The 23,536-nt window shown below is 41.7% G+C and carries 22 protein-coding genes; 6 read left to right on the top strand and 16 right to left on the bottom strand.

Annotated elements, in window-relative coordinates; all coding sequences use genetic code 11:
• Positions 1–186: 186 nt before the first annotated feature.
• From CGB83_RS15875 to ruvX, 10 genes are all read right to left on the bottom strand, one after another.
• A complete protein-coding gene (locus CGB83_RS15875; protein ID WP_100076684.1) occupies positions 187–645 on the bottom strand; it encodes a hypothetical protein in 459 nt (152 codons plus the stop codon).
• A 2-nt stretch (positions 646–647) separates the two neighbouring features.
• Complete coding sequence (locus CGB83_RS15870) at positions 648–4,004, bottom strand: DUF6443 domain-containing protein (protein WP_100076683.1); 3,357 nt, start codon at positions 4,002–4,004, stop codon at positions 648–650.
• Positions 4,005–4,014: 10 nt separating this feature from the next.
• Positions 4,015–7,023, bottom strand: coding sequence for a hypothetical protein (locus tag CGB83_RS15865; protein WP_157761438.1), 3,009 nt, complete (start codon positions 7,021–7,023; stop codon positions 4,015–4,017).
• 4 nt (positions 7,024–7,027) lie between these two features.
• Positions 7,028–8,710, bottom strand: coding sequence for a T9SS type A sorting domain-containing protein (locus CGB83_RS15860; RefSeq protein WP_100077621.1), 1,683 nt, complete (start codon positions 8,708–8,710; stop codon positions 7,028–7,030).
• Between the two features lie 364 nt (positions 8,711–9,074).
• On the bottom strand, positions 9,075–9,947 hold the full coding sequence (locus CGB83_RS15855; protein ID WP_100076681.1) for a hypothetical protein: 873 nt from the start codon (positions 9,945–9,947) through the stop codon (positions 9,075–9,077).
• Positions 9,948–9,949: 2 nt separating this feature from the next.
• Complete coding sequence (locus tag CGB83_RS15850) at positions 9,950–11,029, bottom strand: FUSC family protein (RefSeq protein ID WP_157761437.1); 1,080 nt, start codon at positions 11,027–11,029, stop codon at positions 9,950–9,952.
• Between the two features lies 1 nt (position 11,030).
• Complete coding sequence (mazG, locus tag CGB83_RS15845; RefSeq protein ID WP_100076679.1) at positions 11,031–11,798, bottom strand: nucleoside triphosphate pyrophosphohydrolase; 768 nt, start codon at positions 11,796–11,798, stop codon at positions 11,031–11,033.
• Positions 11,799–11,989: 191 nt separating this feature from the next.
• Complete coding sequence (locus tag CGB83_RS15840; protein ID WP_100076678.1) at positions 11,990–12,550, bottom strand: DUF5606 family protein; 561 nt, start codon at positions 12,548–12,550, stop codon at positions 11,990–11,992.
• A gap of 75 nt (positions 12,551–12,625) precedes the next feature.
• Positions 12,626–13,198, bottom strand: coding sequence for a peptide deformylase (def, locus tag CGB83_RS15835; protein ID WP_100076677.1), 573 nt, complete (start codon positions 13,196–13,198; stop codon positions 12,626–12,628).
• Positions 13,195–13,611: a Holliday junction resolvase RuvX gene (ruvX, locus tag CGB83_RS15830; RefSeq protein ID WP_100076676.1), complete on the bottom strand. Its 417-nt coding sequence runs from the start codon at positions 13,609–13,611 to the stop codon at positions 13,195–13,197. Before ruvX ends, def begins: the two co-directional genes overlap by 4 nt.
• Positions 13,612–13,723: 112 nt before the next feature.
• On the opposite strand from ruvX, the gene CGB83_RS15825 reads away from it, so the two are divergent.
• The gene (locus CGB83_RS15825; protein WP_100077620.1) at positions 13,724–14,200 is read left to right on the top strand and encodes a SixA phosphatase family protein; all 477 of its coding nucleotides are present in this window, start codon (positions 13,724–13,726) and stop codon (positions 14,198–14,200) included.
• Positions 14,201–14,282: 82 nt separating this feature from the next.
• Here the strand turns inward: CGB83_RS15825 and CGB83_RS15820 are convergent, their stop codons facing one another.
• A complete protein-coding gene (locus CGB83_RS15820; RefSeq protein WP_100076675.1) occupies positions 14,283–15,824 on the bottom strand; it encodes a serine hydrolase in 1,542 nt (513 codons plus the stop codon).
• 79 nt (positions 15,825–15,903) lie between these two features.
• Here CGB83_RS15820 and CGB83_RS15815 point away from each other — a divergent pair, with 79 nt between their 5' ends.
• Genes CGB83_RS15815 through CGB83_RS15800 form a run of 4 tightly spaced genes read left to right on the top strand, consistent with a single transcriptional unit; the run spans position 15,904 to position 18,294 of the window.
• The gene (locus CGB83_RS15815; RefSeq protein ID WP_100076674.1) at positions 15,904–16,398 is read left to right on the top strand and encodes a metallophosphoesterase family protein; all 495 of its coding nucleotides are present in this window, start codon (positions 15,904–15,906) and stop codon (positions 16,396–16,398) included.
• 26 nt (positions 16,399–16,424) lie between these two features.
• The gene (locus tag CGB83_RS15810; RefSeq protein WP_100076673.1) at positions 16,425–16,919 is read left to right on the top strand and encodes a Smr/MutS family protein; all 495 of its coding nucleotides are present in this window, start codon (positions 16,425–16,427) and stop codon (positions 16,917–16,919) included.
• Between the two features lie 18 nt (positions 16,920–16,937).
• Positions 16,938–17,654, top strand: a complete 717-nt coding sequence (locus CGB83_RS15805) for a DUF3822 family protein (RefSeq protein ID WP_100076672.1) — start codon at positions 16,938–16,940, stop codon at positions 17,652–17,654.
• Positions 17,655–17,709: 55 nt separating this feature from the next.
• Positions 17,710–18,294 carry an RsmD family RNA methyltransferase gene (locus CGB83_RS15800; RefSeq protein ID WP_100076671.1) on the top strand — a complete coding sequence of 195 codons (585 nt, stop codon included), beginning with the start codon at positions 17,710–17,712 and terminating at the stop codon, positions 18,292–18,294.
• On the opposite strand, the gene CGB83_RS15795 is transcribed toward CGB83_RS15800, so the two are convergent.
• Positions 18,295–18,648 carry a winged helix-turn-helix transcriptional regulator gene (locus tag CGB83_RS15795; protein ID WP_100076670.1) on the bottom strand — a complete coding sequence of 118 codons (354 nt, stop codon included), beginning with the start codon at positions 18,646–18,648 and terminating at the stop codon, positions 18,295–18,297.
• A gap of 82 nt (positions 18,649–18,730) precedes the next feature.
• Here CGB83_RS15795 and CGB83_RS15790 point away from each other — a divergent pair, with 82 nt between their 5' ends.
• The gene (locus CGB83_RS15790; protein WP_100076669.1) at positions 18,731–19,330 is read left to right on the top strand and encodes a nitroreductase family protein; all 600 of its coding nucleotides are present in this window, start codon (positions 18,731–18,733) and stop codon (positions 19,328–19,330) included.
• A gap of 58 nt (positions 19,331–19,388) precedes the next feature.
• Here the strand turns inward: CGB83_RS15790 and murI are convergent, their stop codons facing one another.
• The 4 genes from murI to CGB83_RS15770 form a co-directional block, all read right to left on the bottom strand.
• Positions 19,389–20,219: a glutamate racemase gene (gene murI, locus CGB83_RS15785; RefSeq protein WP_100076668.1), complete on the bottom strand. Its 831-nt coding sequence runs from the start codon at positions 20,217–20,219 to the stop codon at positions 19,389–19,391.
• Positions 20,220–20,281: 62 nt separating this feature from the next.
• Positions 20,282–21,406 carry a radical SAM family heme chaperone HemW gene (gene hemW / locus CGB83_RS15780; RefSeq protein WP_100076667.1) on the bottom strand — a complete coding sequence of 375 codons (1,125 nt, stop codon included), beginning with the start codon at positions 21,404–21,406 and terminating at the stop codon, positions 20,282–20,284.
• Positions 21,407–21,455: 49 nt separating this feature from the next.
• Positions 21,456–22,406: a PorP/SprF family type IX secretion system membrane protein gene (locus CGB83_RS15775; protein WP_100076666.1), complete on the bottom strand. Its 951-nt coding sequence runs from the start codon at positions 22,404–22,406 to the stop codon at positions 21,456–21,458.
• Positions 22,407–22,457: 51 nt separating this feature from the next.
• Positions 22,458–23,522 carry an RluA family pseudouridine synthase gene (locus tag CGB83_RS15770; protein ID WP_100076665.1) on the bottom strand — a complete coding sequence of 355 codons (1,065 nt, stop codon included), beginning with the start codon at positions 23,520–23,522 and terminating at the stop codon, positions 22,458–22,460.
• Positions 23,523–23,536 lie beyond the last annotated feature (14 nt).

Genomic DNA, 23,536 nt, shown 5'->3' with positions numbered 1-23,536 from the left:
ATACATTGCCTCGCTGTTCACTTAAAGATACTGCTTGAATCTTAAACTCTAAACTGTAATTTTTTCTGATCTTTTTCATACTCTTAAAGTTAAAGAGTATAAGAATTGTGTCCTAACAAAGTTAGCAACTCCAAAGCATTATGTAAAACAACAAAGCCACTCAAACGAGTGGCTTTGTTTATTTATTTATTTATTTATTGAGTTATACTGTTCTTGTGTAATTATCTTTTTTTCTAGCATTTTTCCCAGCCAATCTTCAGCTTGCTTTTTCTGAGCCTTTTTTAAAGATGACATATTAAGAGTTGAGTAATTATCAACATCCATGTTAATTTTGTACTTTTCCGAAAAGGCATTAAAATAACGTTTATAAGCTTCTTTGTAATCATACTTTTCAGCCATCATTTTAGAATAATACATTACTGTATCTGTTCTATCTTTTTCGTTAGAATCCATTAAATAAAAGAAAAGCTCATCATATGCTAACGTGTCTCCTTTGATTTTTACAAGATTAACAATACTATCGTAATCTGAGATAGAATTCATTGTAATAACCTTATCATGTTTTTCGGATTTAGACAAAGCGTCTTTCTTTTGACAAGAAAATAGAGCTGAAATAAAAACTATTGTTATAATTGTATATCTCATAATTAATTAAAAATTCTGTCCCACAAACTTCTTTGATCTTTTCCTTCAGGTTTTGTATTTCCTGGTTGCTGTTCTGTTCTCTTTCCATTTTGAAAAGAATTCCAGTTTCCAAATTGTTTTGTTTGTTTTCCATGTTCACTTCTTGGAGTTCCAGGCAAATATTCTCCATTATTATCAGTATTCTTTGTTACTTGTGGACCTATTTCTGTCCCATTGGCAGAGAAACCATCTCTTTCATCTGGTGCAATGATTGTAACCCCTTTCATTTCTTTAGACTTTGATATTTCAGAAGCAACAGGATCAATTACATTTCCTGCTTTATCTACTGTACACCTTCCTGTTCTGCAAGAATGTAATACAACTGTAAATCCTTCTTTATTTTTAGAGTTTTTCCATAAAGAACTTCCTTGATTCAGTACATTGTTAAGATCTGAACCTGAATCTATTGTACCTTCTCCTTTCATAGTTTCGTTATAAAGAGCACTTGGATTTCCATGTGCAAAAACGTGTATTGTTTTTGTATCAGGATTATCTTTATACAAACCATTATTTGCTGTTTTAATTATAGCATCATTTTTCTTAATATCTTTAACTAATACTACTTCTAATCCTTCTAGCTCTCTACCATCAATAACCCTATTTTCAGAAAAGTTATAATGCGATTGATAAGCATATTTTTCAGAAAGTGGATCTATATTAAAGAATCTTCCTATATCTGGCATGTAATTTCTCCACTTAAAACTATACCACCCCGTCTCTTGCAGTTCTTGTCCTTGATACTTATATTGGTAAGATGGATTTCCCGTCAGCCCATTGTATCCTTCATGCTTTAATCCAAACGGATAATAATTGTTTTCTTCAAGAACCTCTGCGCCATTTCCATTATTGAAATAACTTAACCGTACATTTCCTAAATGGTCAACATAATTGTAAATATACTTATTATTTTCAAAATTATAATATCCTTCTGTTGTCGGTACGAATTGTAACAGATAGCCTGAATCGTATGGATTCTGTGCTGTACTGGATTTGTTATATTTCCTTTTATACTGAAAACCATCCAGGTAATTAATATAGGTATAATCCGTAGTGTATGGATTGACATAATTTATAGTTTTTTCAACCTTCACGCCATCTGCCCGATATTTATAATCAATTTTGTTTCCTTCGCCCGGCATTCCGAATCCACCTCCTTGTACCATATTGATATTTGAAGGAAGATTCAGATAATTATAGGTAATGGTTTTTATATTTTTATCCGGGTGGCTTGTCATATTGCCATTCAGATTATAACTTATCGTATTTCCACCTATAGGGTATCCCAAATTATTACCAGAGTTATCAACTACCCTATCTAACTTATTTCCAGTATAGCCATAGTCTAATTCATCAATCATTTGAGCCTGATTAGTATCCATTAATCCGTACCTGTCTATATGGGTAATATTTCCATTTAAATCATACGAAAGCCATTCATCGTATGCCATAGTACTCACTACTGTATTATTGGGCTTAGAGTACATGGCATAAAACATCCTGTTTAAACTATCATATTGATAAGTATACCTTCTTAAAACATGATCATTTGTTGTTTTCCAGTCAATCTGTGATATATTCCCGTTATATCTGACAAGTGAGCTAGAAACATTGGTGGGATTCTGATACTTTATTTCATATCCAAAGAGCTTTCCGCCTGTAAGAGTAGCAGAAGGGTCATTGATCTTAGTCATCCATCCGCGGATGTTATACGCATAGTCTATGCTCTGTAACGGATTTAAAGCAGATATGCCGCCTACTTTCTTATTGGTTAGCTGTGAAAGCTCATTGTAGGTATTCTGCGCCAGGATTTCCTCAGGATTATTATCCACTTTATGCTTATGGACCAGAAGCCTGTTCTGGCTGTCATACTGGAAGGTCTCGGTAATGACCCGCTCCGTATCCGTAGATAATCTTCTATGTTTGGTAATGGTTTGTTGAGGAATCCCTGCAAAATCAAGCAGGGATTCCGTATGGGTATAACCGCCTAAATGGTTGATGGAATACGTGATGACCTGTCTTCCTTTCATATCATAGCCTGTATAATTCTTCGTCCACTTGTCATCTTCTATATTCTTAAGGTAAGATGCTAAAGGAAGGCTTTTGGTGCTTACTGCTACGCCCGGTCCTGCCTGGGGAAGAAGTGGCTGGCCAAGCACCTGGGAAGTCGTTATAGGAGAACCCGGTGGATAGGTGTCGTAATAATTAACGGAAAAAGCCTTATCAAAGTAAGGAAAGTGTCCGTTGGTGTAATAGATCTGCATCCCGTCACTTTTGGCAAAACCTGTATTATCACGGTTTTCCGTAACCACACCCACGATCATATCCTGCATCTCCAGCCTGCTTCCTCCCTGAACAATCCCGGTGATAATGGGTCTCCCAAAAGTATCATATTTGGTGAACAGCCATTTGGCCGTAGGACGCATCACAGCATCCTGAGTGAATATAAGCCGGTCCGCTTTATCGTAGACCAGATATTCCCAGCCTTTTCCGGGAACTTTCTTTTCCACTAAACGGTTCCTGCCATCATAACGGTATTGGTAACATAAGTTATCCAGAGTGCTTTGATCTAATGCTGAGCTTACAGCAGCCAGGGGAGGGATCACAAATGCCAGCTGATTATATTCATTGTACACATAATTTGTATCAGCATTTTCTGTGGCACTCAGTACTTTCCTGACCAGTATGGTCTGGCCTTGTCCGTTTTTAAACTCTATGGTTGCATTACCGTCTTCATCGGTTACGGTATTTTTATACAGCTGGCTGGCTCCATAAGTACCGGAAGAACTCAAGGAAGAAGAAGTGGCATTATTTACCGTAGTGGTGGTGGTTGCATATTTTTTTACTTCTCCTGCTGCATTGGCATCATACCGGAAGCTGACCGGATGATTCTGCCAGTCCGATCCGGGCTGGACCTGGGAAAGTACCCGGTCCAAAGGGGAGTTCTCCAGGTTTTTATGGGTGAAGGGAAAGCTATCGTTATGGTAGCTTTGGGCCGAGGCTTCCACTCCTGACTGGATGCCTCCGTTCTGGGTAGCCATGGGAACAGGAAGAAAGGAGTCTGCCTGCCTTCCAAACCCGTCATAAGGAATGGGGGTAACTAAGTCTTTCCCTGAAGGGGAGGCTTTGACGTTCACGACCTGTTTTGGCCTTCCAAGCCCGTCAAAGTACTGGACGGTCTCTGAGGTCTTAGGCAATAAAGCCGAAGGGTCTGATAAATAGGTTTTGCTGTATACATAGTTTTCGGTTGTGCTCGGGGAGGCCTGTCCATAGGACATACCTGATATCAGTAAGCAGCTGGCCGGGATAAGTATTTTTTTCATGATTTGCTTTTTAGTTTTTGTAGTTGTACTTAAATTCTTTCAGCACCTTCTTATCGGAATCAATAACTTTCTCAAGCCTGTTGGCAGCGTCGTACCTGTAGTATTCCCGGATCCCGGAAGGCGGGGTAATGCTCCTGACGCCGATCAGCGGGTCATAGGTATAGGTGGAGATCTGGTAACCGGAAAGGGAAGCATCACTCCTGAAAGTATCCAAAGCTGAGATAAGGTTTTGTTCAGAGGTTTCGGTTCCATTCTGGGCATCGGTATTGGAGGCGTTCACAATGGTATCCATCAGCGACTGGGAAATACCAGAAAGCTGCGCACCCTCTATTTTAGCGATCGGCTGGGTATGGTTGTAACCCCAGATGATGACTGTGGAGATGCCGTCTCTAGTCGTGTACTGCTGTAGATTGCCTTTGGAATCGTACTTGTCGTAGGTAATCTCTGTACTTACGGTATTATTTTGCGGACCAGAATATAATGCTGAAACTGGCAGCAATAAACTTCCTGTCTGAGAGCTTGGCAAGGATGTAGGATAAACCGTCTCATTTTTAGAAAGGAGTATATTGTTCTTTACTACTTCCTGGCTTAGTGGAACACCAATCATATAGGTGGCTAGCATAGCCTGGTTATTAATATCCGCAGCATACTTATAATTGGTTACATAAATATTTCCGTCACTTCCTGTTTTCCATGTTGAAGTCGGAATATTATAGGTGTAATTAAAGAAATTCTGTTCCTTGGATTCAACATTTTCAGTAATAGTCTTTTTCTCCGAAAGATAACTTGTGTTGAAGTTAACGTAATGTGCGTCTAAAAGGGCTCCGTATGACACGCCCCCAACATTGGTAAAAGAACCATTAGCCTGAGCCTGTCCGAACTGCTTTGCAATGAAAGAATACGATTTTAAATAATCAGTCTGCTGCGTATAGAGGTAAGTTGTTTCACTGATTTTATTGGTATCGGAGTAAATAATTTCCTTTAATGGTTTTCCACGCATTAAAGAAAAAGATAAATAGGGAAGCTGTTTGAAAAGAGCTGAATTGAACCAACCATAATAGGTACCGCTTTTATCGGTATAATCAATCTGATCCAGATTGGTAAAATAGGTTTCGGATTTCCCTCCATTATCATCGATCTCTGTAACCTTACTGTAACCTACCGAATTATCCTCATCTTTTAAGCTCTGGTATGAATTAGAGTTAAATTCCCAAAAATTTAAGTTAACACTTGGATCACTGCCTTCTATAACATAAAGTGGTTTATAAGGGAGCACCCCGCTGGAGGTAGTCCCATCATCATTTAGATAGGAATATGTTTTGTTGATACAATTGTTGTTCTCATTACATGATTTAATCTTTTTGATTCTCAATCCACCTGCAACCTGGTTTGCTGTAGGAACAATTTTAAGAAGCTGCTGATTTACATCTTTGTCTCCATATTTTGAATAATCATTCAGCTCATATTCAAATGTCGTGATTCCTCCCGTTGGATAGGTTATCTGTTCCAAGGTTTCTGCTTTACTGAGAGCAAGGTTCGGCACTTTATAATTAGGGTATACATAGACATAGATATTTTTCTGCTGATCTTGCGGCAAATTATACATGGAGGCGTAATCCTGGTCAAAATTGTTCCCATTATAATATCCCCATCCATCAGTCTTATCACTCACGTAAACCGGTAATTTCTGGCTGTTATAGTTAAAGCTGTATTTTTCAAGACTGTTTATCGTAACATTATTTAACAAAAGACGGTCTGTAGGATCGTTATTATAGTTGAAAGCAATATTCTTTATCAACCTGCTTGCTTTATCGGTTACCGTAACATTGTCCAGCTTAAACCAGTGTTTGTGTTGCCAGTAGCTTTTAAAATGATGTGTATACGGAGGGATCCAGGCTCCGTATGGTATATCTAACTGGTCATATTCTTTTTGGTTTGCAAGTGATTTATTAAAATTGACAATAAAATTTTCTCCTTCTATTTTTTTAAGATAAACATTATTAAGCTTATTTGACTTGTAATCATTATAGTTGCCGTCAGAAGCAGAATTACTTGTGTTTCCATTAGTACTGCCTTGGGTATACCATGATGCATTACTGCTTCGGTTAACAAGGAACACACTCCTCTCATCTCTTTCATAAGTAAATTTAAGAGACTTTCCATCAGGATATTGAATATCTGTAACTTGCCATGAAGATACTATTACCTCAGGTCTGAAACTATCGTTATTTTCCGCTGTCGATGAAAATTCAATGGCTTTATCATTAAGTCCAAAAATATATTTTGAGCCATCATCCATAGTTATGGTAAACCCATATAATATTCTTTTCAGGTAATTATCCAGTGTTCCGGCATATTGCGTGCCTACAATCACACGTTCAGTTAATTCATAATCATATTTATAGGTAAATTCAACCTTAAAAGTTTTTCCATCACGGGTACGGCCTATCCATTTACCCTTCTCATTAAGGTAAAAGCTTCCGGTAATACCTCCGACATTAAGGATGAATTCGTCCGGGTCAGGCACAACACCCTGTTGTTCATTTAAATTATATTGTAAGTTCGTATTGTGGTAGTTTCCCATAGTCTGTTGACTATCCCAGGTCGGACTATCAAGAGTAGAATAGTGATCCAGGTATGAAAAACGATCATACGGCTGCATAGCGCTTTGGTATACTTCATCTACACCTCCGTTAACAATTCTTGTAATTGAGCCGCCAACATTTAAATTCCAGCCTAAACCCACCCATGTAGGAACTGTTGATGGTTTTACAGATTTTACATTATAATCGAGTGACATTCCAAAATTGCTGTCGCCACTGTTAGTACTAAAGAGTGGTATACTGGTAATAGGTACCCCTTTATACATATTTACAGGATATTTACCTGTTACTGCGAATGGAGTTGCATTGGGGCTTTGTGGGAAGAAGTTATTTCCAAAAGTCCTATAGTTTTGTATTCCTTGTGCATTAAATAGAGAAACTGTTAATGCAGAAATTAATATAATATTTTTCTTCATAAGTTTATTTTTTAATCAGTTTAGCACTTGCTGTTTTGTTGTCACTGGTCTTTACGCTCACCAGGTAAGCCCCCTGTACCAAGGCCTGGGTATTGATCTTAGTCACCGTAGTCTTTGTCTTCATACTCTGAAGCTGCCTTCCGCCCATATCATACACACTAATCTCCGCCTCAAACACGTCCGCTCTCTGACCCTCAAACCCTATTTCTACATACGCGTAATCTGAGACCGGGTTTGGGTAGATCCTGATATCCTGCTTCTCGATCAGCTGATCGATCTGGCTGTCGCCAAGCTTCACGATTTTCCAGTTTTCCTTTCCTAATTCCTCTGCGCTGGTTCCGGCCAGGATAATGGAGCCGTCACGGTTCAGCTTAATATCCGATAACCGTTCTTCTTTTTTGCTGGATTCTCCTTTCACATGCTTGCGCCACTGCTCATTGCCATTTTGATCTAAGTACAGCATCCAGAACTTCTCATCACCGGATTCGATCCTTCCTTCTGCCTGCGTATAACCACCTAATAAAATCCCTTTAGTAGTATCCTGCCCATCCTGGCTCTTGGCTCCTGACTCTTGGCTCTTAACCTTACTCACCACGCTCATCCCCATCAAAACATCCCGGTTCTTAAAGCTGTAGGATTTCTGCCAGCTCTCTTCTCCTTTCTCATTTAACGCGATAAGCCAGATATCAGTCCCTTCTTCTATGCCCACGGTTTTATTGCCTGATCTTTCCGATCTGGATTCACCGCCAATCAGATAGCCGGTGGAAGTCAGGGCTAAAGTCCTTAAGTGATCATCACCTTTGCCACCGAAATTCTTTTCCCAGTCTACCTTGCCGTCCTTGCTTAGTTTAACGATCCAATAGTCACCTTCGCCATAGTTTTCAACCGACTTAGCATGATTGATGAGTGATGATTGATGATTGATTTTAGAAGGTGCAGATCCTGCGTTCGTATTAGTATCATTCATCAATGATCGATCATCATTTATATTAGCCTTTCCGCTCCTGGAATACATCCCTAATAAGGCACCGCCGTCTTTCGTCGGGATCATCTTTTCCACTTCATCCAGGCCTCTGCCGCCTAAGATCAATTGGGAGATCTCCTTACCGTTTTTATCCAACCTGATGATCCAGGCATCTTTGGATCCGTAGCCTTTTTCTGAGTTCTGGATATTCCCGGCCACAAAAAATCCTAAGTCCGTGGTCTGGATCACCGACCTCGCTTCTTCATCCGAAGAAGTGCCTAAAGTCTTCTGCCAGACTTCGTCTCCAAACTCATTGATCCGAACCAACCAAATGTCTGATCCACCTTTAGAATCCTCCTTCTTATCTAAGCCTTTGCCAGAAAAACTTGTCCCTGCCAGAAGGAATCCTCCTTCCTGGGTGTTCACCGTAGCGGATAAAAAATCATGGTTTTGCCCTGAAAAATATTTTTCCCAAACCTGTTCTCCTGACTGGTTAAATTTTATCAGGTGATAGTCGTAGCCCAGGTTTTGACTGCTTTCCCCAGAAAGCTTTCTGGACTGAATGGAACTTCCGGTAATTAAGTACTGCTGATCAATGGTTGTGGTTACCTGGGACAGGAAATCCTGTGAGGAAGACTCAATGTCTTTCTGCCAGAGAACATTCTGGGCAGACATACTCAGAACTGCGCATAAGAAATAAGCGCCAGTATAAAATTTCTTCATACTCATGTTTTTTGAAGTTTGTTGGTATTGTTTTAATAAAAATTTCGCGGCTAAAATACTCTTTTTATTCCACCGGTAAAAGAGGCAAAATGATAATTTAACAGGATAATGAGCATTATTTAATCATCCTGTAACAAAGGTACATGGGCAAAGCGACAAAACTTGTCGTATTAAAATAAAGATCAGAATAATTATAAAATCAATTGTTATCATGATTTTGAGCTCATTGTTCAACTCAATAGATGGGAACACAGAAAATAGTCTTACATATCACTGATCCTAATGGATCCGGACATATAGGATTATGCAATTTATACGAATTCAGTTAATGAATTCTTAAGCAAGAAATAATTTTCGTGTACTGCTATGGCAAAGAAAACCGGTACACATTCCCTCCTGTTTTTTTATCTTTCTCATCCACAATAAGCAGCGTATGGTCATTGAGAAATACAACAGCTTCCTTCTGGGAATTATGGTGCAGGGGGAGTTTACGGATCTGTGCCTGTGAAAAGTCATCCGGGGAAAATCCGGAAAGGATATGGATGTTTTTATGGGTCAACAATACGACCTTATCATGTGTAGTCGAGACTGCAGCAGAAGTAATGGCGGCATCATCGTATTTTCCCTGCAGCTGTAATCTTCCGATGAGCTTGGCTTCAAAATTCCCTGCTTTATTGGGGATACGGAAAATTAGGAATGTTCCGTCAAATCCTTTGCTCCTGTTTTTGGAAAAGAGATAGAAATAGCCTTTCATGGCCACAAAAGCTTCGCAATCATAAAGCAGCCCGGATTTTTTGGGCGGAAATTCCTTCTGGCCCTCATAATGGAATTGAGTGGTCTGAATCACCTTCGTTGACTTCTGCCCGGTATTTTTAAGATCGATCTTTAAAATGGAAAGATTCTGCCTGTCGTTTTCGTTGTTCCCGAAATCACCAATGTACAGGTCTCCGTGCTCATCGGCTGTGATATCTTCCCAGTCGTTGTTCTCAGCGTTTTCAACCAATACATCCGCTGTAAGCTTTCCTTCGGCATCGAGTCCGTACACAACATTCTTATTGCCTTGGTCTTCAATGGCCCAGATGGTCTTTTTATCTTGGGATAAAGCGATACCGGAAACCTCCTTCAGCTTTTTGGGCAGGGAAAACTGTACTTCCAGTTCCTCATTTACTTTGGAATCCTGGGCTTTCTGGTTGCAGGCGGCAAGAAGGAAAACAGATAAGAACAATAGACGCATCATCGTTATTTTTTTAATTTTTTAAACTGAAAATAAGAATACCGGACCTGCTTTTCCAGCCGGTTGATGATCTGCTGATGGTGCAGAAAATAACCGGCAGCCAGTCCGATAAGGCTTCCGATTACCGTATCCAGGAGCCGGGCTTCGATCAGGTCTCCTACCGGATGCGGGACATTGCTGCCCGTTTCAACAAGCAGGATCGTGAGGGGCGTAATAAATGCTACAGCCAGTCCGTAATTCCGCATGATAAGCAGTTCAATAACAAACTGCAGTACGGTAATCATCACAATCATCATCAGCTTATTGGGATGCAGTAAAAGAATAAGCCATGCAAAACCTATTCCGATAAATGTACCCAGGATCCTGTGCATATTCCGCTGGCGGACATGCTCAAAATTCCGGCCCTGGATGATGGCAACCGCTGCAATGGAGATCCAGTAGGTATTCCTGAACTGCAGCAGATGTCCCGTAATCAAGGTAAGCATCATAAAAAAACCGATGACGGCACTCTCCACAAATTTCGTATACCGCTTTTTATTGAATACCCTTCTCGGCACCGTTGTAACTTTGCTTTTTTCAATAAAAACGGAATAGAAGAAAGCCAAGGAACACGACAGCATCGCTCCCATGGCAACCAGGCCTACCCTGACAGGAATCAGTTCCGGATCAAAAGGATAGGTACTTGCCATAGCAGCCACCATAATGAAAAAGAAGTTTCCCGGCGGTGAGATCCTGAAATAAGACGTTATAAAATGGGCCAGGAAAGCAATGATTCCCAATGAACAACCGGCCACATACGCATTAAAGCTGAAAAAAAGGCTTACCGAAAATGAAAAGACAATCCCCAGGGCACAAACCGCAAGATGCACCATGCGCTGGGTAATGGGTGCGGAAGTAAAATACAGGATGGTCAGGGCACCCAGGCTGGAAAGGCTTCCGTAATTGGGTTTTCCTGAAAGGTATCCGATGAAGAGGCAGCTCCCGACACACAGGGCTGCCAGGAAAGGAAAATGCCATTTCCTTTCGGTCTGCTTAAATTCCAACAGATAGTGAAAACGTTGCGGCACAGGATTCCGGACTTTCATACTACAGCTGGCGTTTGGCTTTTTCCCAGAGTACATCCATTTCTTCAAGAGAAAGATCAGCCAGCTTCAGACCGTCTTCCCGGGCAAGCTGTTCCATCTTCTGGAATCTTGAAATAAATTTGATATTGGTCCTTTCCAGCGCAGAATCGGGATTGAGGCCGGAAATCCTGGCATAATTGATGAGCGAGAAAAATACATCGCCCAGCTCTTCCTCCTTTTTAACGGGATCTTTTTCATCATGGAACTCCTTAATTTCTTCATCCACTTTTTTCCACGCATCTTCCGCGTCATGAAATTCAAAACCGATGCCTTTTACCTTATCCTGGATCCTGTACGCCTTGACCATGCTCGGAAGGCTTTTCGGAACTCCTCCCAGAATGGATTTGTTTCCTTCTTTAAGCTTAAGTTTTTCCCAGTTCTGCTTTACCTCTTCCTCATCCTTCACTTCAGTGTCACCGTAGATATGGGGATGGCGGAAAATGAGCTTCTCATTAAGGGAATTGATCACATCCGCTATATCGAAACTCTTCTTTTCAGAGCCTATCTTGGCATAAAAAACAAGGTGAAGCAGGACATCGCCCAGCTCTTTTTTGATTTCATTGAGGTCGTTCTGCAGGATGGCATCAGACAATTCATAGGTTTCTTCCAGCGTCAGGTGGCGTAATGACTCCAGCGTCTGTTTCTGGTCCCACGGGCATTTTTCACGCAGGTCATCCATAATATTCAGCAATCTTCCGAAAGCGTCCAGTTTTTCCTGTTTGGTATTCATAATCTGAGAATTCAAAGTGCTGCAAATTTACGGAATATATAATTCTGTTTGTAGGTACCTGTAACGAATAGGCTGCAGGATATGAAACGAACCTGAAGAATACAGGTTACACAGCTGCCTGTACTGGTTCAAATAAAAAAGCCTTGCCAGGACTTCCTGACAAGGCTTATATCTGGATTCAGAAAACTGAATTATCCTTTTTTGGTATGGGTACTTTTCGGAGCGGATTTCGCTGCTGAAGTCGCCTTTACTTTTGGGGTTGCCGGCTTTTCCGCTTTAGGGGCAGCTGACTTTTTAGGGGCTTCGTTGTCTGTTCCTGCGGTCTCTTTTTCAGGATCAAGCGTTTCAGGCTCCGCTTTTACAAAGCTTTCAGGGGTGATGTATCCTGCCTTGTGAAGGATATTGTACCATTGAGCCAGTTTTTTGATGTCTGAAGCATATACTCTTTCCGTATCATAATTAGGAAGCGAAGCTGTCATGAATTCTTTCAATTCCGCATCTCCAGATTTATGGGAAATAGTCTCCTTATACTCATGGTTTTTAGCGATATTTTCAAAGACTTCAAACAAAGGAACCTCCTTATCGAAGGTAAACATCGCAATATTGTCCAGAAGGCTTACCTGGCTGGAGTTCCCGATGCTCACTTTCTTTTTGGTCGTTACATCTTCAATGATGAATCCGTTTCTTAATTGGGAAACTAATTTGTACAGTCCTGGCTTTCCGGAAATTGAAATTATTTTTTCTAACAGCATAATTTTATTTTTTATTACATCCTGCAAAGGCCTTCAGGCTTTTTGCGTTAATTTATTTCTTTTTTAATAAGTCTATTATTTAGGGAATCTCATTTTATAGCTGATGCTCACATCACCCTGGGAAATTTTGGACAGCTTGCCTTTGACCAGCTTTTTCTTAAGTGCACTCAGGTGATCGGTAAACAGGATCCCCTCAATGTGGTCGTATTCATGCTGGATCACGCGTGCCCTGATATCCGATAAAGTTTCCGTATGGAGGACGAAATTCTCATCATAATATTCAATAACGATGGTTTCTTTCCTTTTTACATCTTCCCGTACATCCGGGATGGAAAGGCAGCCTTCGTTAAACTTCCATTCTTCTCCTGACTCTTCCAGAATCCTGGCATTGATGAATACCTTCTTAAATTCTGCCAGCTCATCCTTGATATCCTCATAATCTTCATCATCCGCCAGCGGAGATACATCGATAACGAACAGACGGATGTCCAGTCCTACCTGCGGGGCAGCCAGCCCGATGCCGTTGGCACTGTACATCGTTTCAAACATATTATCTATCAGTACCTGTAAATCCGGGTAATCCTGGTCTATATCCTTGGCTACTTTCCGCAATACAGGGTCCCCAAAGGCTCTTATCGGTAAAATCATCTTGTTCTTTGTTCTAAAAAATTCTGCAATATTATCGTTGCACTTACTTTATCAATCAATCCTTTTTCCTGTCTCTGTTTTTTGTTTTTCCCACTCTGGGAAATAAAAAACGAAGCCATTTTGGATGTAAACCTTTCATCGAAGCGGTGAACCGGAATAGCCGGGAACAGGGTTCTGAATTCTTCTATGAATTTCAGGATATCTGTTTCCACTTCTGAAATATTTCCTCTCAAATCTACGGGCAAACCTACTACAATCCCTTCTACAGAATGGGAACTGAAGTACTTCCTGAGGAATTCAGTTAAAAACCTGGTTTCCACCGTCTCCAGCCCGCTGGCAATAATCTGCATGTCGTCTGTTGCTGCAATGCCGCAACGTGCCTTTCCATAGTCTATAGCAAGGATCTGTCCCATAGGTCTGCAAATTTAATAAATTTTAATCATTTTATTCCTAACACAGTTTTTTTTATCAATCATGTTTTATTCCGTGATTTTTTTTATAAATTTATTTTTCCAAAAACGAATTATGAAGAAACTCATCCTTGTACGACATGCGAAAAGCGACTGGCCTGAAGAAACCGAAGACTTCGACAGACCTCTGGCAGACAAAGGTTTGGAAGAAGCATCCAGCATTTCCAGGTTTATGAAAAACAGAGAAATTGCCATCGACAGCTTTGTATCCAGCCCGGCGGTCCGTGCCCTCACTACCTGTAAAATTTTCAATCAGGCATACCAGCTTTCCATCAGGACGGATGAAAAATTGTACAACCCTTCCGAAAATAATTTCCATTCGGTTATTTACGGACTGGATGACAGCCATGATTCGGTAGCCTTCTTTTCCCATAACAACGGAATTTCCAATTTCGCCAATTCCATCTCGGAAAATATTTTTCATTTTCCTACCTGTGGCGTAGCCGGCTTCGAGATCGACTGCAATTCGTGGTCTGAATTTGACGGCGCCGCCAAGAAACTCCTGTTTTTCTATGAGCCCGGGAAAATTTAGTTATTCATAATAGGTTTCCTGACAGACGACCATAAAAAAAACGGGACAAGCCCGTTATATATTGTTTGTGATACAGAAGTATTTATTTTCTCTTCAGATCAAGATCTTCAAAATCAAAGCTGAAATCCGTCACGTCTGAAATCGGCTTCAATCTTGCCGACAGTGCTTTCCCCTGTTCATCGTAACTGAAAATAATATAGGCATCCGCATCGTAGCTCCGGCCATCCCACTTAATAATAAAAGAATTATTGGAATACGGGAGCAACTCCCCTTTCAGCCTCGGAGAACGGGCACAGTCGATCCTGTAGGTATTGCCCTGCCGGGTAATATCCACATCACCGAACCATACATCCTGGTATTTGCCGGTAAACTGTTCTGCTTTAGGCTGAAGGTCTTTATTTTTCCTGAATGCTTCTGACACTGAGTAAGCTTCTTTTTTCTGTTTGCTGTACTCCGCCTCTATTTTCTGCATCCTTGCACTATAAGTCTGCAGCCAGTTGCGGTCGGCTATTCCAAGGTAAGCATCCTTTACGGTATTGGTGATGGTATTGAAAGCGGCTCCCGACTGCTGGTTGGTGAGTACTACAATACCGAGCTTCAGATCGGGAATAAGGGTAAACTGGGTTACCGTTCCGATCAGGCCGCCGGTATGCTGTACCTGTTTGTGCCCTTTGACATCACTGAGGAACCAGCCCATTCCATATCCGTAAAAGCTGGTATCATAAGGGTTTTTAGGAGCCACACTGCTTGGAATCTGCAGGCTCCAAAGCTGCTGGATCTGTTTGTCGGAAACCAGTTTCTTCCCATCTCTCGTTGTAAAATTATTCAGCAGGAAATCTGCCCATACCATCATATCTTTACCATTGCTCAGGATACCGCCTGCAGCATTTGCGGTTTCACTCCAGTCATGCGGCACTGCAACAGCTTTACCGTCTACGGGAGCATGGGCATCAATTTTATTGGTCGCCGCTCTGGCTCTGCTGTAGCTTCCGAAACTGGCGTTCATACCGACCGGCTTCATGATCCTCTGTTCGATGAATTCTGCCCAGCTCATCCCTGAAACCCGGTGGATTACCTCCCCGGCCACGATAAACATGATGTTGTTGTAATCCAGTGTGGTCCTGAAAGGATTTTCAGGCTTCAGATAGCGTACATTGTGCACAATATCATTAACGGTAAGGTTTCCGCCTTCCGGAAAGAACATCAAATCTCCCTGACCAAGGCCCAGACCGGCTCTGTGGGTCACCAGGTCCCTCACGGTTACATTCTGGGACACATACGGGTCGTACATCTGGAATTCCGGGATATACTTGGATACTTTTTCATCCCAGTCGATCTTTCCTTCATCTGCCAGTATCGCAAGCGCCGTACAGGTAAAACCCTTGGAATTTGAAGCAATTCCCACCAGGGTCTGGTCATCCATCGGCTGCTTTGATGTCAAAGAACGTACTCCGAATCCCTTCGAATAGATAACCTTACCATCTTTTACAATTCCAACGGAGATTCCGGGAACATCAAAGGTCTTCAGCGTATTCCGGACCAATTCATCCAGTTTTTTTTCGTCCACCTGCCCGAAAGCCGTAAGGCAGCAGAGAAGAAAAAATAAAGAGAGCTTCTGCTTCATTGTTTTAAAATTTTTTCAAAGGTAAACAATTCAGTATTATTAAGTAAATTTGGGCTTTCAAAGAAAATCAAGTTCATTCATGACGAAAATCCTCCTGCTATCAGACACCCATTCCTATATGGATGAAAGAATCTTATCATATGCACAACAGGCAGATGAGGTCTGGCACGGCGGTGATTTCGGGAGCATGGACGTGATTGAGCAACTGGAAAAAATTAACCCTTTAAAAGGCGTTTACGGCAATATTGATGATGCTAAGATCCGGTCTGAATTCCCTGAGGTAAACAGGTTCACCTGTGAAGATGTAGAAGTTCTGATGGTGCATATCGGAGGATATCCCGGAAAATACACCCCGGTGGCCAAAGCATCCATCGCTGAAAGAGCACCGAAGCTATTTATTTCAGGTCATTCGCACATCCTTAAGGTGATGTTTGATGAAAAGAACAGCCTGCTGCACCTGAATCCGGGCGCATGCGGGAAACAGGGATGGCACAGAACGAGGACCATGATGCGTTTCGTCATAGACGGCGCAGAAATTAAAGACCTTGAGGTAATTGAATTAGGACCGAAATAAAAAAATCAGTTAAAAAGAACAATCAGATGAAGATCGGTGACAAAGTTTCCGTAGTAGATGAAGACCTGAGCGGTGTGGTAACCTCAACCCGGGGAAATATGGTGGTATTCAGGGATGAATATGGATTTACCCATCAATATCCCTGGAATAAGCTGGTCCCGAAAGATGACGGGATATATGAAAACATCAGGATCATCAGGAAAGCCGAGCCGAAGAAGGTTGTTTCCAAAAAACATCAGAAAAACCCTATGGTACTGGATCTCCATTTTCATAACCTGGTCAGGAATCCCGGCGATTATGACAGTTTTGAAAGGTTATTCATGCAGAAGGAAAAACTGATGGATACCTTACAGTTCTGCCGCAAGAACCATCTGAAAAGGCTGGAGATCGTTCATGGCATCGGTGACGGCACGCTGCAGAGAATGGTTTGGGATGTATTGGAAAGCCAGGCAGGTATCGAATATTACAATAAGGAAATACTTCACCATCAATCCGGTGCGGTAATGGTAGAATTTCACTAAATTTGCATCTATTAGAATATGAACGTACTCAATTTACTTTTTACCAAAGACGGACTGATCTCCCAGATTGCCAGGAACAAAAGCATTCTGGAGGAGAAATCGTATTTCGTTGATGAAGATTCCCCGGAAGACTTTATTGCCGGAAAGCTGGATGAGGTGCTGATCAAACAGAGGTTTGACGAAATCCACGTGGTTTCTGCCCTGAATCATTTTACGCTCATGCCGGAAGGATTTTCTGATCACGAAAGCGGCTTTGACCTGATTGCGTACAACGCTCCGGCAGACAGCGGCCAGGAAGAGCTGATGCTCTCCATCAACAGGAAATTTAAGGTACAGTTCTATTATACATTCCCGAAGAATTTCTATAAAAAGATCAAGGATGTCGGCATTCCCGTACACTTCAATTTTTCCGGGGAAAAATTTCTGAATTCCGTGAATAATAAAAACGGCAAGGAAATCCACATCAACCTGTATCACAACCAGTGCGAATTTTTTGCGGTCGACCGCAAGCAGGTGATCCTCTATAATAACCTGGATGTGAGTTCGGAGGTTGACTTCCTATATTTCATTATGTTTACGCTGAGCAAACTAGGTTTCGGCATCAATGAGACCAGCTTCTATGCCTACGGCGAAACGACCGAAAATGAGACCTTTATTTCAGAACTTCAGAAGTTCGTGAAGAACCTTAAAATTGTTTTTGACAATCTTCCGAATAAAAATTTCATCTTAAACTAAACGGCAACAGGCATTAAAAAAAAGTGCTACTGCATCTGCTGTTACCCCATACATTATGTACAGAATTATATCAGGCCGATGGAAGGCCAAAAAAATAGCAGCCCCGAAAAACTTTGATGTAAGGCCCACTACGGACTTTGCCAAAGAAGCTTTATTCAGCATTCTGGAAAACACCTATGATATGCAGTCGGTATCCGTACTCGACCTTTTTGCAGGAATCGGTTCCATTACCCTGGAGTTTGCCTCCAGAGGTACTCAGGATGTAACTTCAGTAGAGATGAACCCGAAACATACCGCTTTCATCAACTCCACGGCTGCGGAGCTTGACATGTCGCTGCAGGTGAATGTTCAGCGTGGTGATGTCTTCGACTGGCTGAAGAAATTCAGGAATAAAAAATCTTTTGAGATTGTGTTTTCCGATGCTCCGTTTGAAATGGAAGAGAAAAAATACCAGGATATTATTTCCCTGGTCCTGAACAATAAGTTCTTAAAAGAAAACGGCGTGCTGATCATTGAACATCAAAGCCGGATGAAATTCAGCCACCCGAACCTCACAGACACCAGGAAATACGGCAATGTAAGCTTCAGTTTTTTCAGGCCGAATACAGAAGACCATGCAGCAATGGACATAACAGAATAATCAGGAAGTTTTCCTGATTATTTTTTTTGATGTTTTAGCCGCTTCAACACCCCAACGGTTGATCTCATGCAGCACCGGAAGCAGGGTCTCCCCGAAGTCCGTCAGCGTATATTCCACCATTAGCGGTGGTTTTTCTGTATATACCGTCCTGTTGATTACATCATCATCCTCAAGCTGCTTCAGCTGGAGGCTCAGGGTACGTTCGGTAATGGTGGGAATCAGTTTCCTGAGCTCATTATACCGCTTGGCTCCGTCTTTTAGATGGACCAGAATCACCGCTTTCCATTTCCCTCCGATGAATTTCATGGTCACACTGGTACTGCAGGGATACGTTTTGTTGTCTATGGTATACATTTTATACTATCATTTTTTACCGTTATTGCAAATGTATAAAACTTACAATAGTTTTGCAACTATCAAAAATATAGTTTTAATTATGAACTTTTTAGAACAAATGAAATCGAGGTATACCGTAAAAAAGTATGACCCGAAAGGTAAACTCAGCGGAGAAACTATCCGGCAGCTGAAAGACATCCTGCACCTGAGCCCGTCATCCATCAACAGCCAGCCCTGGAATTTTGTATTTGTAAACGATGAAGAGACCAAGAAAAAACTCGCTGAAGCGTCCTATTTTAACAAGGAAAAAATCCTGAACAGCAGTCAGCTGATTGTGTTCCAGGTGATCAAAACCCCTGAAGACTTTGAGAAGCAAATCGAAGAAACCCTTCCGGAAGGTTCTGTAAATTACTACAGGAATTTTGTGCAGCCCAAAGGTGCCGCAGGCATCAGAGCGTGGATGGAGCACCAGGTATACCTTTCATTAGGCGTTCTTTTATCTGCCTGCGCCGCCATGGAAATCGATTCTACTCCCATGGAGGGCATCGAGGCTGATCAGTATGATGCAATACTCAATAATACAGGGTATGAAACCCTGTTTGCCGTTACCCTGGGAAAACGGGATGAAAATGACATCAACCATCCGAGCCTTACGCCTAAAAGAAGGCTGGACGTGGAGAAAGTCATTATCGAACGCTGATCAATTGCACTTGCACCTTAAACACAAAAGCTGCTTTTTCATAAGCAGCTTTTATCTTTTACAATACTTTCAGTTCAAGGTCTATGGTCTTACCGAAGAATTTCCTGGAGATCTTTTCGAAATTTTTAGTCAGGTCCGAAAGATAAAAATGATAGGTCGGATTAGGGTTTTGGGTATTCAGGAGATTATACTTATCCAGAATAATGTTCAGATGGTTCGCCACAATGTTCGGTGAATCAATAACCCGGACGCGATTGCCGTAGTACTGCTTGATTTCATCGATCAGCAACGGATAATGCGTACATCCTAAAATAAGGGTTTCAATATTTTTGAGGCGGCTGTTGCTCAGGTAATTGTAGATGATGGCATGGGTGATCGGATGGTTTTTAAATCCTTCTTCAATAGCGGGAACCAATAAAGGAGTGGCCAGCTCATCCACACGGATGAATTTGTTGTGCTTCCGGATGCTTTTCTTATACAGTCCTGAATTGACGGTAGCTTTCGTCGCAATAACCCCCACATTGTTATGAATTTCATACGCCACTTTCTCCGCTACCGGGTTGATCACATCAATGACCGGAACCTTTCCTGCCACCGATTCCATAACTTCCTTCAACGCATTGGCGGTGGCGGTATTACAGGCGATCACAATGGCCTTGCAGTTCTGCTGCAGCAGGAAATTGGTGATTTTCGTAGAATACTCAATAATCGCCTCCCTTGATTTCTCTCCGTACGGAAGATGCTTGGTATCCCCGAAATAAATCAGGTCCTCATGAGGAAGGAGCCTTTTAATTTCCTTAGCGACGGTTAAACCACCAACACCACTATCGAAAATGCCGATAGGCTGCTTCGGTGAAAGATGTGAATAATCCTGTTTCTTTGTTTTCAAATGGACTGAATTTTATGCAAAAATACTAAAGATTTTAGATTCTGAATTTTAGATTTTAAATTTTATACCATAAACAGGTCCGCAGCAATCCCATCTGCTATAAACCAGTGTTTTTCAGGAATCTTGAGGTGGTTGTTTTCCATAATGAGGATACCATCCCGCATCTTCTGACGGATGCCCGCATTGAAATTCTCCAGGATGGCACCAGAAAATTTTGTTTTCAGCTGATCAAGGTCTACTCCCCAGACTGTCCTGAGCCCGATCATGATCATTTCATTGAACTGATCCTTTTCAGAAAGGATTTCCTCTTCCTTGGCCAGGATTCCCGAGCTGAGCTTTTGAATGTACTGCTGGTTATGGGCTATATTCCAGCTCCTTTTATCACGACCGTTGTAAGAATGGGCGGAAGGACCTATTCCCAGGTATTCATTATACTTCCAGTATGCAGAATTATGCCGGGAGTAAAAGCCGGGTTTTGCAAAATTGGAAATTTCGTAATGGTCAAAACCATGGTCTTTCAGGAACGATGACAGGTAGTAAAACTCGCTGTTCTGTTCTTCTTCCCTGGGATTGCTCACCTTTCCTTTTTTAATCCAGTTTTCAAGGGCTGTTTTTGGTTCTACCGTTAAGGCATAAGAAGAAATATGCGGCACTTCAAGGGCGATGGTTTTATGCAAGTTTTCCTTCCAGATTTCCAGACCGGAAGTAGGTGAACCGTAAATTAAATCGATACTCAGGTTCTCAAAACCGAAATCCTGTGCTCTTTTAATGGAATCTTCCGCTTCGTGGGCAGTATGCGCACGGTTCATAAGCTTGAGATCGGCTTCAAAAAAGCTCTGGGTTCCGATGGAAAGCCTGTTCACCGGAGAACCGGATAGGCCTTTCAGGAAAGTTTTATCCAGATCATCCGGATTCGCTTCTAAAGTGACTTCAATATCCTGTTCAAAGCTGTAATACTTCAGTACCTCATCAATCAGGGATTTTATTTCGTCCGAAGAAAGAATAGACGGCGTCCCACCGCCGAAATAAAGTGATTTTAAGTTTCTGTCCTGCAGCTCACCTTTCCGCAGAAAGATTTCCTTCTTCATGGCAGCCAGCATCTCATCCTTACCATGTAAAGATGTTGAAAAATGGAAATTGCAGTAGCTGCATTTCTGCTTACAGAACGGTATGTGAATATAAATCATAAAAAAAGCCCTGAAAATTCAGAGCTCAAATGTATTTAAATTAAATCAATTAATATCTATAACCTCTGTGGTTAATGAAGTTATCAAAGTTATATCCTAATCCGATCATAAAGCTGTTACCGCCATACTGCTGGATATCAGATAACCCGATGTTGTAGGTTGCTCCCACCATAAATTTGTTGAATCTCACCTTTACTACCGGTGCTACCTGCAATTGCTGGCTGTCGAACCTGTTCTGAACAGATCTGTAGTTCACCCCGAAAGAGAATGAGTTGATATCATTAAAGAACGTAGCCATTAGATTATAGTCAATCGTTCTCGTAGAATTCGTATTCAGGTTGATCAATGCAGACGGAGTAACGTACATATTGTCTGCGAAGTGCCAGTCATATCCTAAATTTAAGAAAAACTTGATTGGCGAAGGCTCACGTCCGTTGATGATCGATTCGTCATTGGTAAGGGCGATATCGTTCACGGAAACCCCGGCAAAGATATTCCTGTAGGTTGCCGCCACCCCGAAGTTGGCATAGGCCATGAAGATATTGCTTTCGCTTCCCTGTAATAAAGGATCGGAAGCATCTTCAGTATTGATTTTGGAATAATCAAAATTCATGTTGTAAAAGCTAACGCTCGTACCGAAAGAGAACTGGTCTTTTCTGTCTCCTTCGCTGCTAAGAGGAATAAAATATGAAGCACCCGCTGTAATACCTCCCGCAGAAATAGGTCCGTTGCTGTCCCTGAACACAGAAATACCCGCTCCAACCCTATCAAAAATATTCGCATTGATCCCTACAGACTGTACATTAGGAGATTCGCTGAACTTGGTAAATTGCTGCTGATAGTTGAGGTTGAGCTGAACGTAATCTGTTTTTCCGTATTGTGCCGGGTTGAACAGAAACTCACCATCCAAAAGATATTGTTGATAGTATGGTAATGTTTCTTGTGCTTTGTATGCATTTGACAAAAGAGCTAAACATACGATAGCATATAGTTTTCTCATAACAAATCTTGATTTCAATTCAACAAATATAAAAAAATTCTCAATATATTTTTAGTTTTCCAAATAATTTCTCCATTTTTTTACAGCATCCGCCATATCTTGCGGCATTGGACTCTCGAAATATAATTCCTTTTTTGTGGTAGGATGAATAAACCCTAAAGTGTGGGCATGAAGCGCATGCCTGGGCAGGATTTCAAATACATTTTTAATGAACTGCCTGTACTTTGGGAGATTAACGCCCCGCAACGGCGTATGGCCTTCATACCGTTCATCATTGAACAGTGTATGGCCAATGTGCCTGAAGTGCGCCCTGATCTGGTGTGTACGCCCTGTTTCCAGCTTACATTCTACCCAGGTCATGTAACGGAAACGCTCCAGTACTTTGTAATGGGTAACGGCATGTTTTCCCTGGCTACCGTCTTCATAAACGGACATCTGCATCCTGTTTTTAGGGTGCCGCCCGATGTGTCCCCGGATCGTTCCTTCATCCTCCTGCATATTTCCCCACACGAAAGCCCAGTACAGCCTCTTGGTCGTACGGTTAAAGAATTGCTTGGCCAGAAAGCTCAGCGCATACTCAGTTTTGGCGATGACCAGCAGGCCGGAAGTATCCTTGTCAATCCTGTGGACAAGTCCTACCCTGTCCAGGTCAGATTTCTCATTGTTCTTTTCAAAATGGTACGCCAATGCATTCACCAATGTTCCGTCCCAGTTCCCGAATCCCGGATGCACGACCATTCCGGCTTCTTTATCCACCACCACAAGGTCGTCATCCTCATAAATGATATTGATAGGAATATCCTGAGGGATGATCACATTTTCCCGCGGAGGATGTGCCAGCAGCACAGAGATCTGGTCTCCGGGTTTTACGCGGTAATTCTGCTTTACGGCGTTGCCGTTCACCACCACGTTGCCCGCACGGCAGGTCTGTGAGATTTTATTCCTGGATGAGTTCTGGCGGTAAATCAGCAGGAACTTATCAATCCGGAGTGGCTCCTGGTTTTTATCTACGCTAATATTAAGATGTTCATACAGGCCTTTATTTTCCTCATCAATATCTATATATCCTGGGTCTGATAATTCCTCTTCTAAAAAATCTTCGTTATCTTCAGTCATTTTACTGGTATTTT

This window comes from Chryseobacterium camelliae (assembly GCF_002770595.1).
Classification (GTDB): Bacteria; Bacteroidota; Bacteroidia; order Flavobacteriales; family Weeksellaceae; genus Chryseobacterium; species Chryseobacterium camelliae.
This window is presented reverse-complemented; position numbering and strand designations above follow the sequence as displayed.

Excerpts from the sequence above, each read along its gene's own strand:
- CGB83_RS15790 (WP_100076669.1), top strand. The coding sequence starts at position 18,731 with ATGAACTTTTTAGAACAAATGAAATCGAGGTATACCGTAAAAAAGTAT.
- CGB83_RS15795 (WP_100076670.1), bottom strand. The coding sequence starts at position 18,648 with ATGTATACCATAGACAACAAAACGTATCCCTGCAGTACCAGTGTGACC.
- CGB83_RS15860 (WP_100077621.1), bottom strand. The coding sequence starts at position 8,710 with ATGAAGAAATTTTATACTGGCGCTTATTTCTTATGCGCAGTTCTGAGT.
- def (WP_100076677.1), bottom strand. The coding sequence starts at position 13,198 with ATGATTTTACCGATAAGAGCCTTTGGGGACCCTGTATTGCGGAAAGTA.
- CGB83_RS15850 (WP_157761437.1), bottom strand. The coding sequence starts at position 11,029 with ATGAAAGTCCGGAATCCTGTGCCGCAACGTTTTCACTATCTGTTGGAA.
- mazG (WP_100076679.1), bottom strand. The coding sequence starts at position 11,798 with ATGAATACCAAACAGGAAAAACTGGACGCTTTCGGAAGATTGCTGAAT.
- CGB83_RS15805 (WP_100076672.1), top strand. The coding sequence starts at position 16,938 with ATGAACGTACTCAATTTACTTTTTACCAAAGACGGACTGATCTCCCAG.
- CGB83_RS15815 (WP_100076674.1), top strand. The coding sequence starts at position 15,904 with ATGACGAAAATCCTCCTGCTATCAGACACCCATTCCTATATGGATGAA.
- hemW (WP_100076667.1), bottom strand. The coding sequence starts at position 21,406 with ATGATTTATATTCACATACCGTTCTGTAAGCAGAAATGCAGCTACTGC.
- CGB83_RS15875 (WP_100076684.1), bottom strand. The coding sequence starts at position 645 with ATGAGATATACAATTATAACAATAGTTTTTATTTCAGCTCTATTTTCT.
- CGB83_RS15855 (WP_100076681.1), bottom strand. The coding sequence starts at position 9,947 with ATGATGCGTCTATTGTTCTTATCTGTTTTCCTTCTTGCCGCCTGCAAC.
- CGB83_RS15870 (WP_100076683.1), bottom strand. The coding sequence starts at position 4,004 with ATGAAAAAAATACTTATCCCGGCCAGCTGCTTACTGATATCAGGTATG.
- CGB83_RS15820 (WP_100076675.1), bottom strand. The coding sequence starts at position 15,824 with ATGAAGCAGAAGCTCTCTTTATTTTTTCTTCTCTGCTGCCTTACGGCT.
- CGB83_RS15800 (WP_100076671.1), top strand. The coding sequence starts at position 17,710 with ATGTACAGAATTATATCAGGCCGATGGAAGGCCAAAAAAATAGCAGCC.
- CGB83_RS15770 (WP_100076665.1), bottom strand. The coding sequence starts at position 23,522 with ATGACTGAAGATAACGAAGATTTTTTAGAAGAGGAATTATCAGACCCA.
- CGB83_RS15825 (WP_100077620.1), top strand. The coding sequence starts at position 13,724 with ATGAAGAAACTCATCCTTGTACGACATGCGAAAAGCGACTGGCCTGAA.
- CGB83_RS15840 (WP_100076678.1), bottom strand. The coding sequence starts at position 12,550 with ATGCTGTTAGAAAAAATAATTTCAATTTCCGGAAAGCCAGGACTGTAC.
- CGB83_RS15810 (WP_100076673.1), top strand. The coding sequence starts at position 16,425 with ATGAAGATCGGTGACAAAGTTTCCGTAGTAGATGAAGACCTGAGCGGT.
- CGB83_RS15775 (WP_100076666.1), bottom strand. The coding sequence starts at position 22,406 with ATGAGAAAACTATATGCTATCGTATGTTTAGCTCTTTTGTCAAATGCA.
- CGB83_RS15865 (WP_157761438.1), bottom strand. The coding sequence starts at position 7,023 with ATGAAGAAAAATATTATATTAATTTCTGCATTAACAGTTTCTCTATTT.
- ruvX (WP_100076676.1), bottom strand. The coding sequence starts at position 13,611 with ATGGGACAGATCCTTGCTATAGACTATGGAAAGGCACGTTGCGGCATT.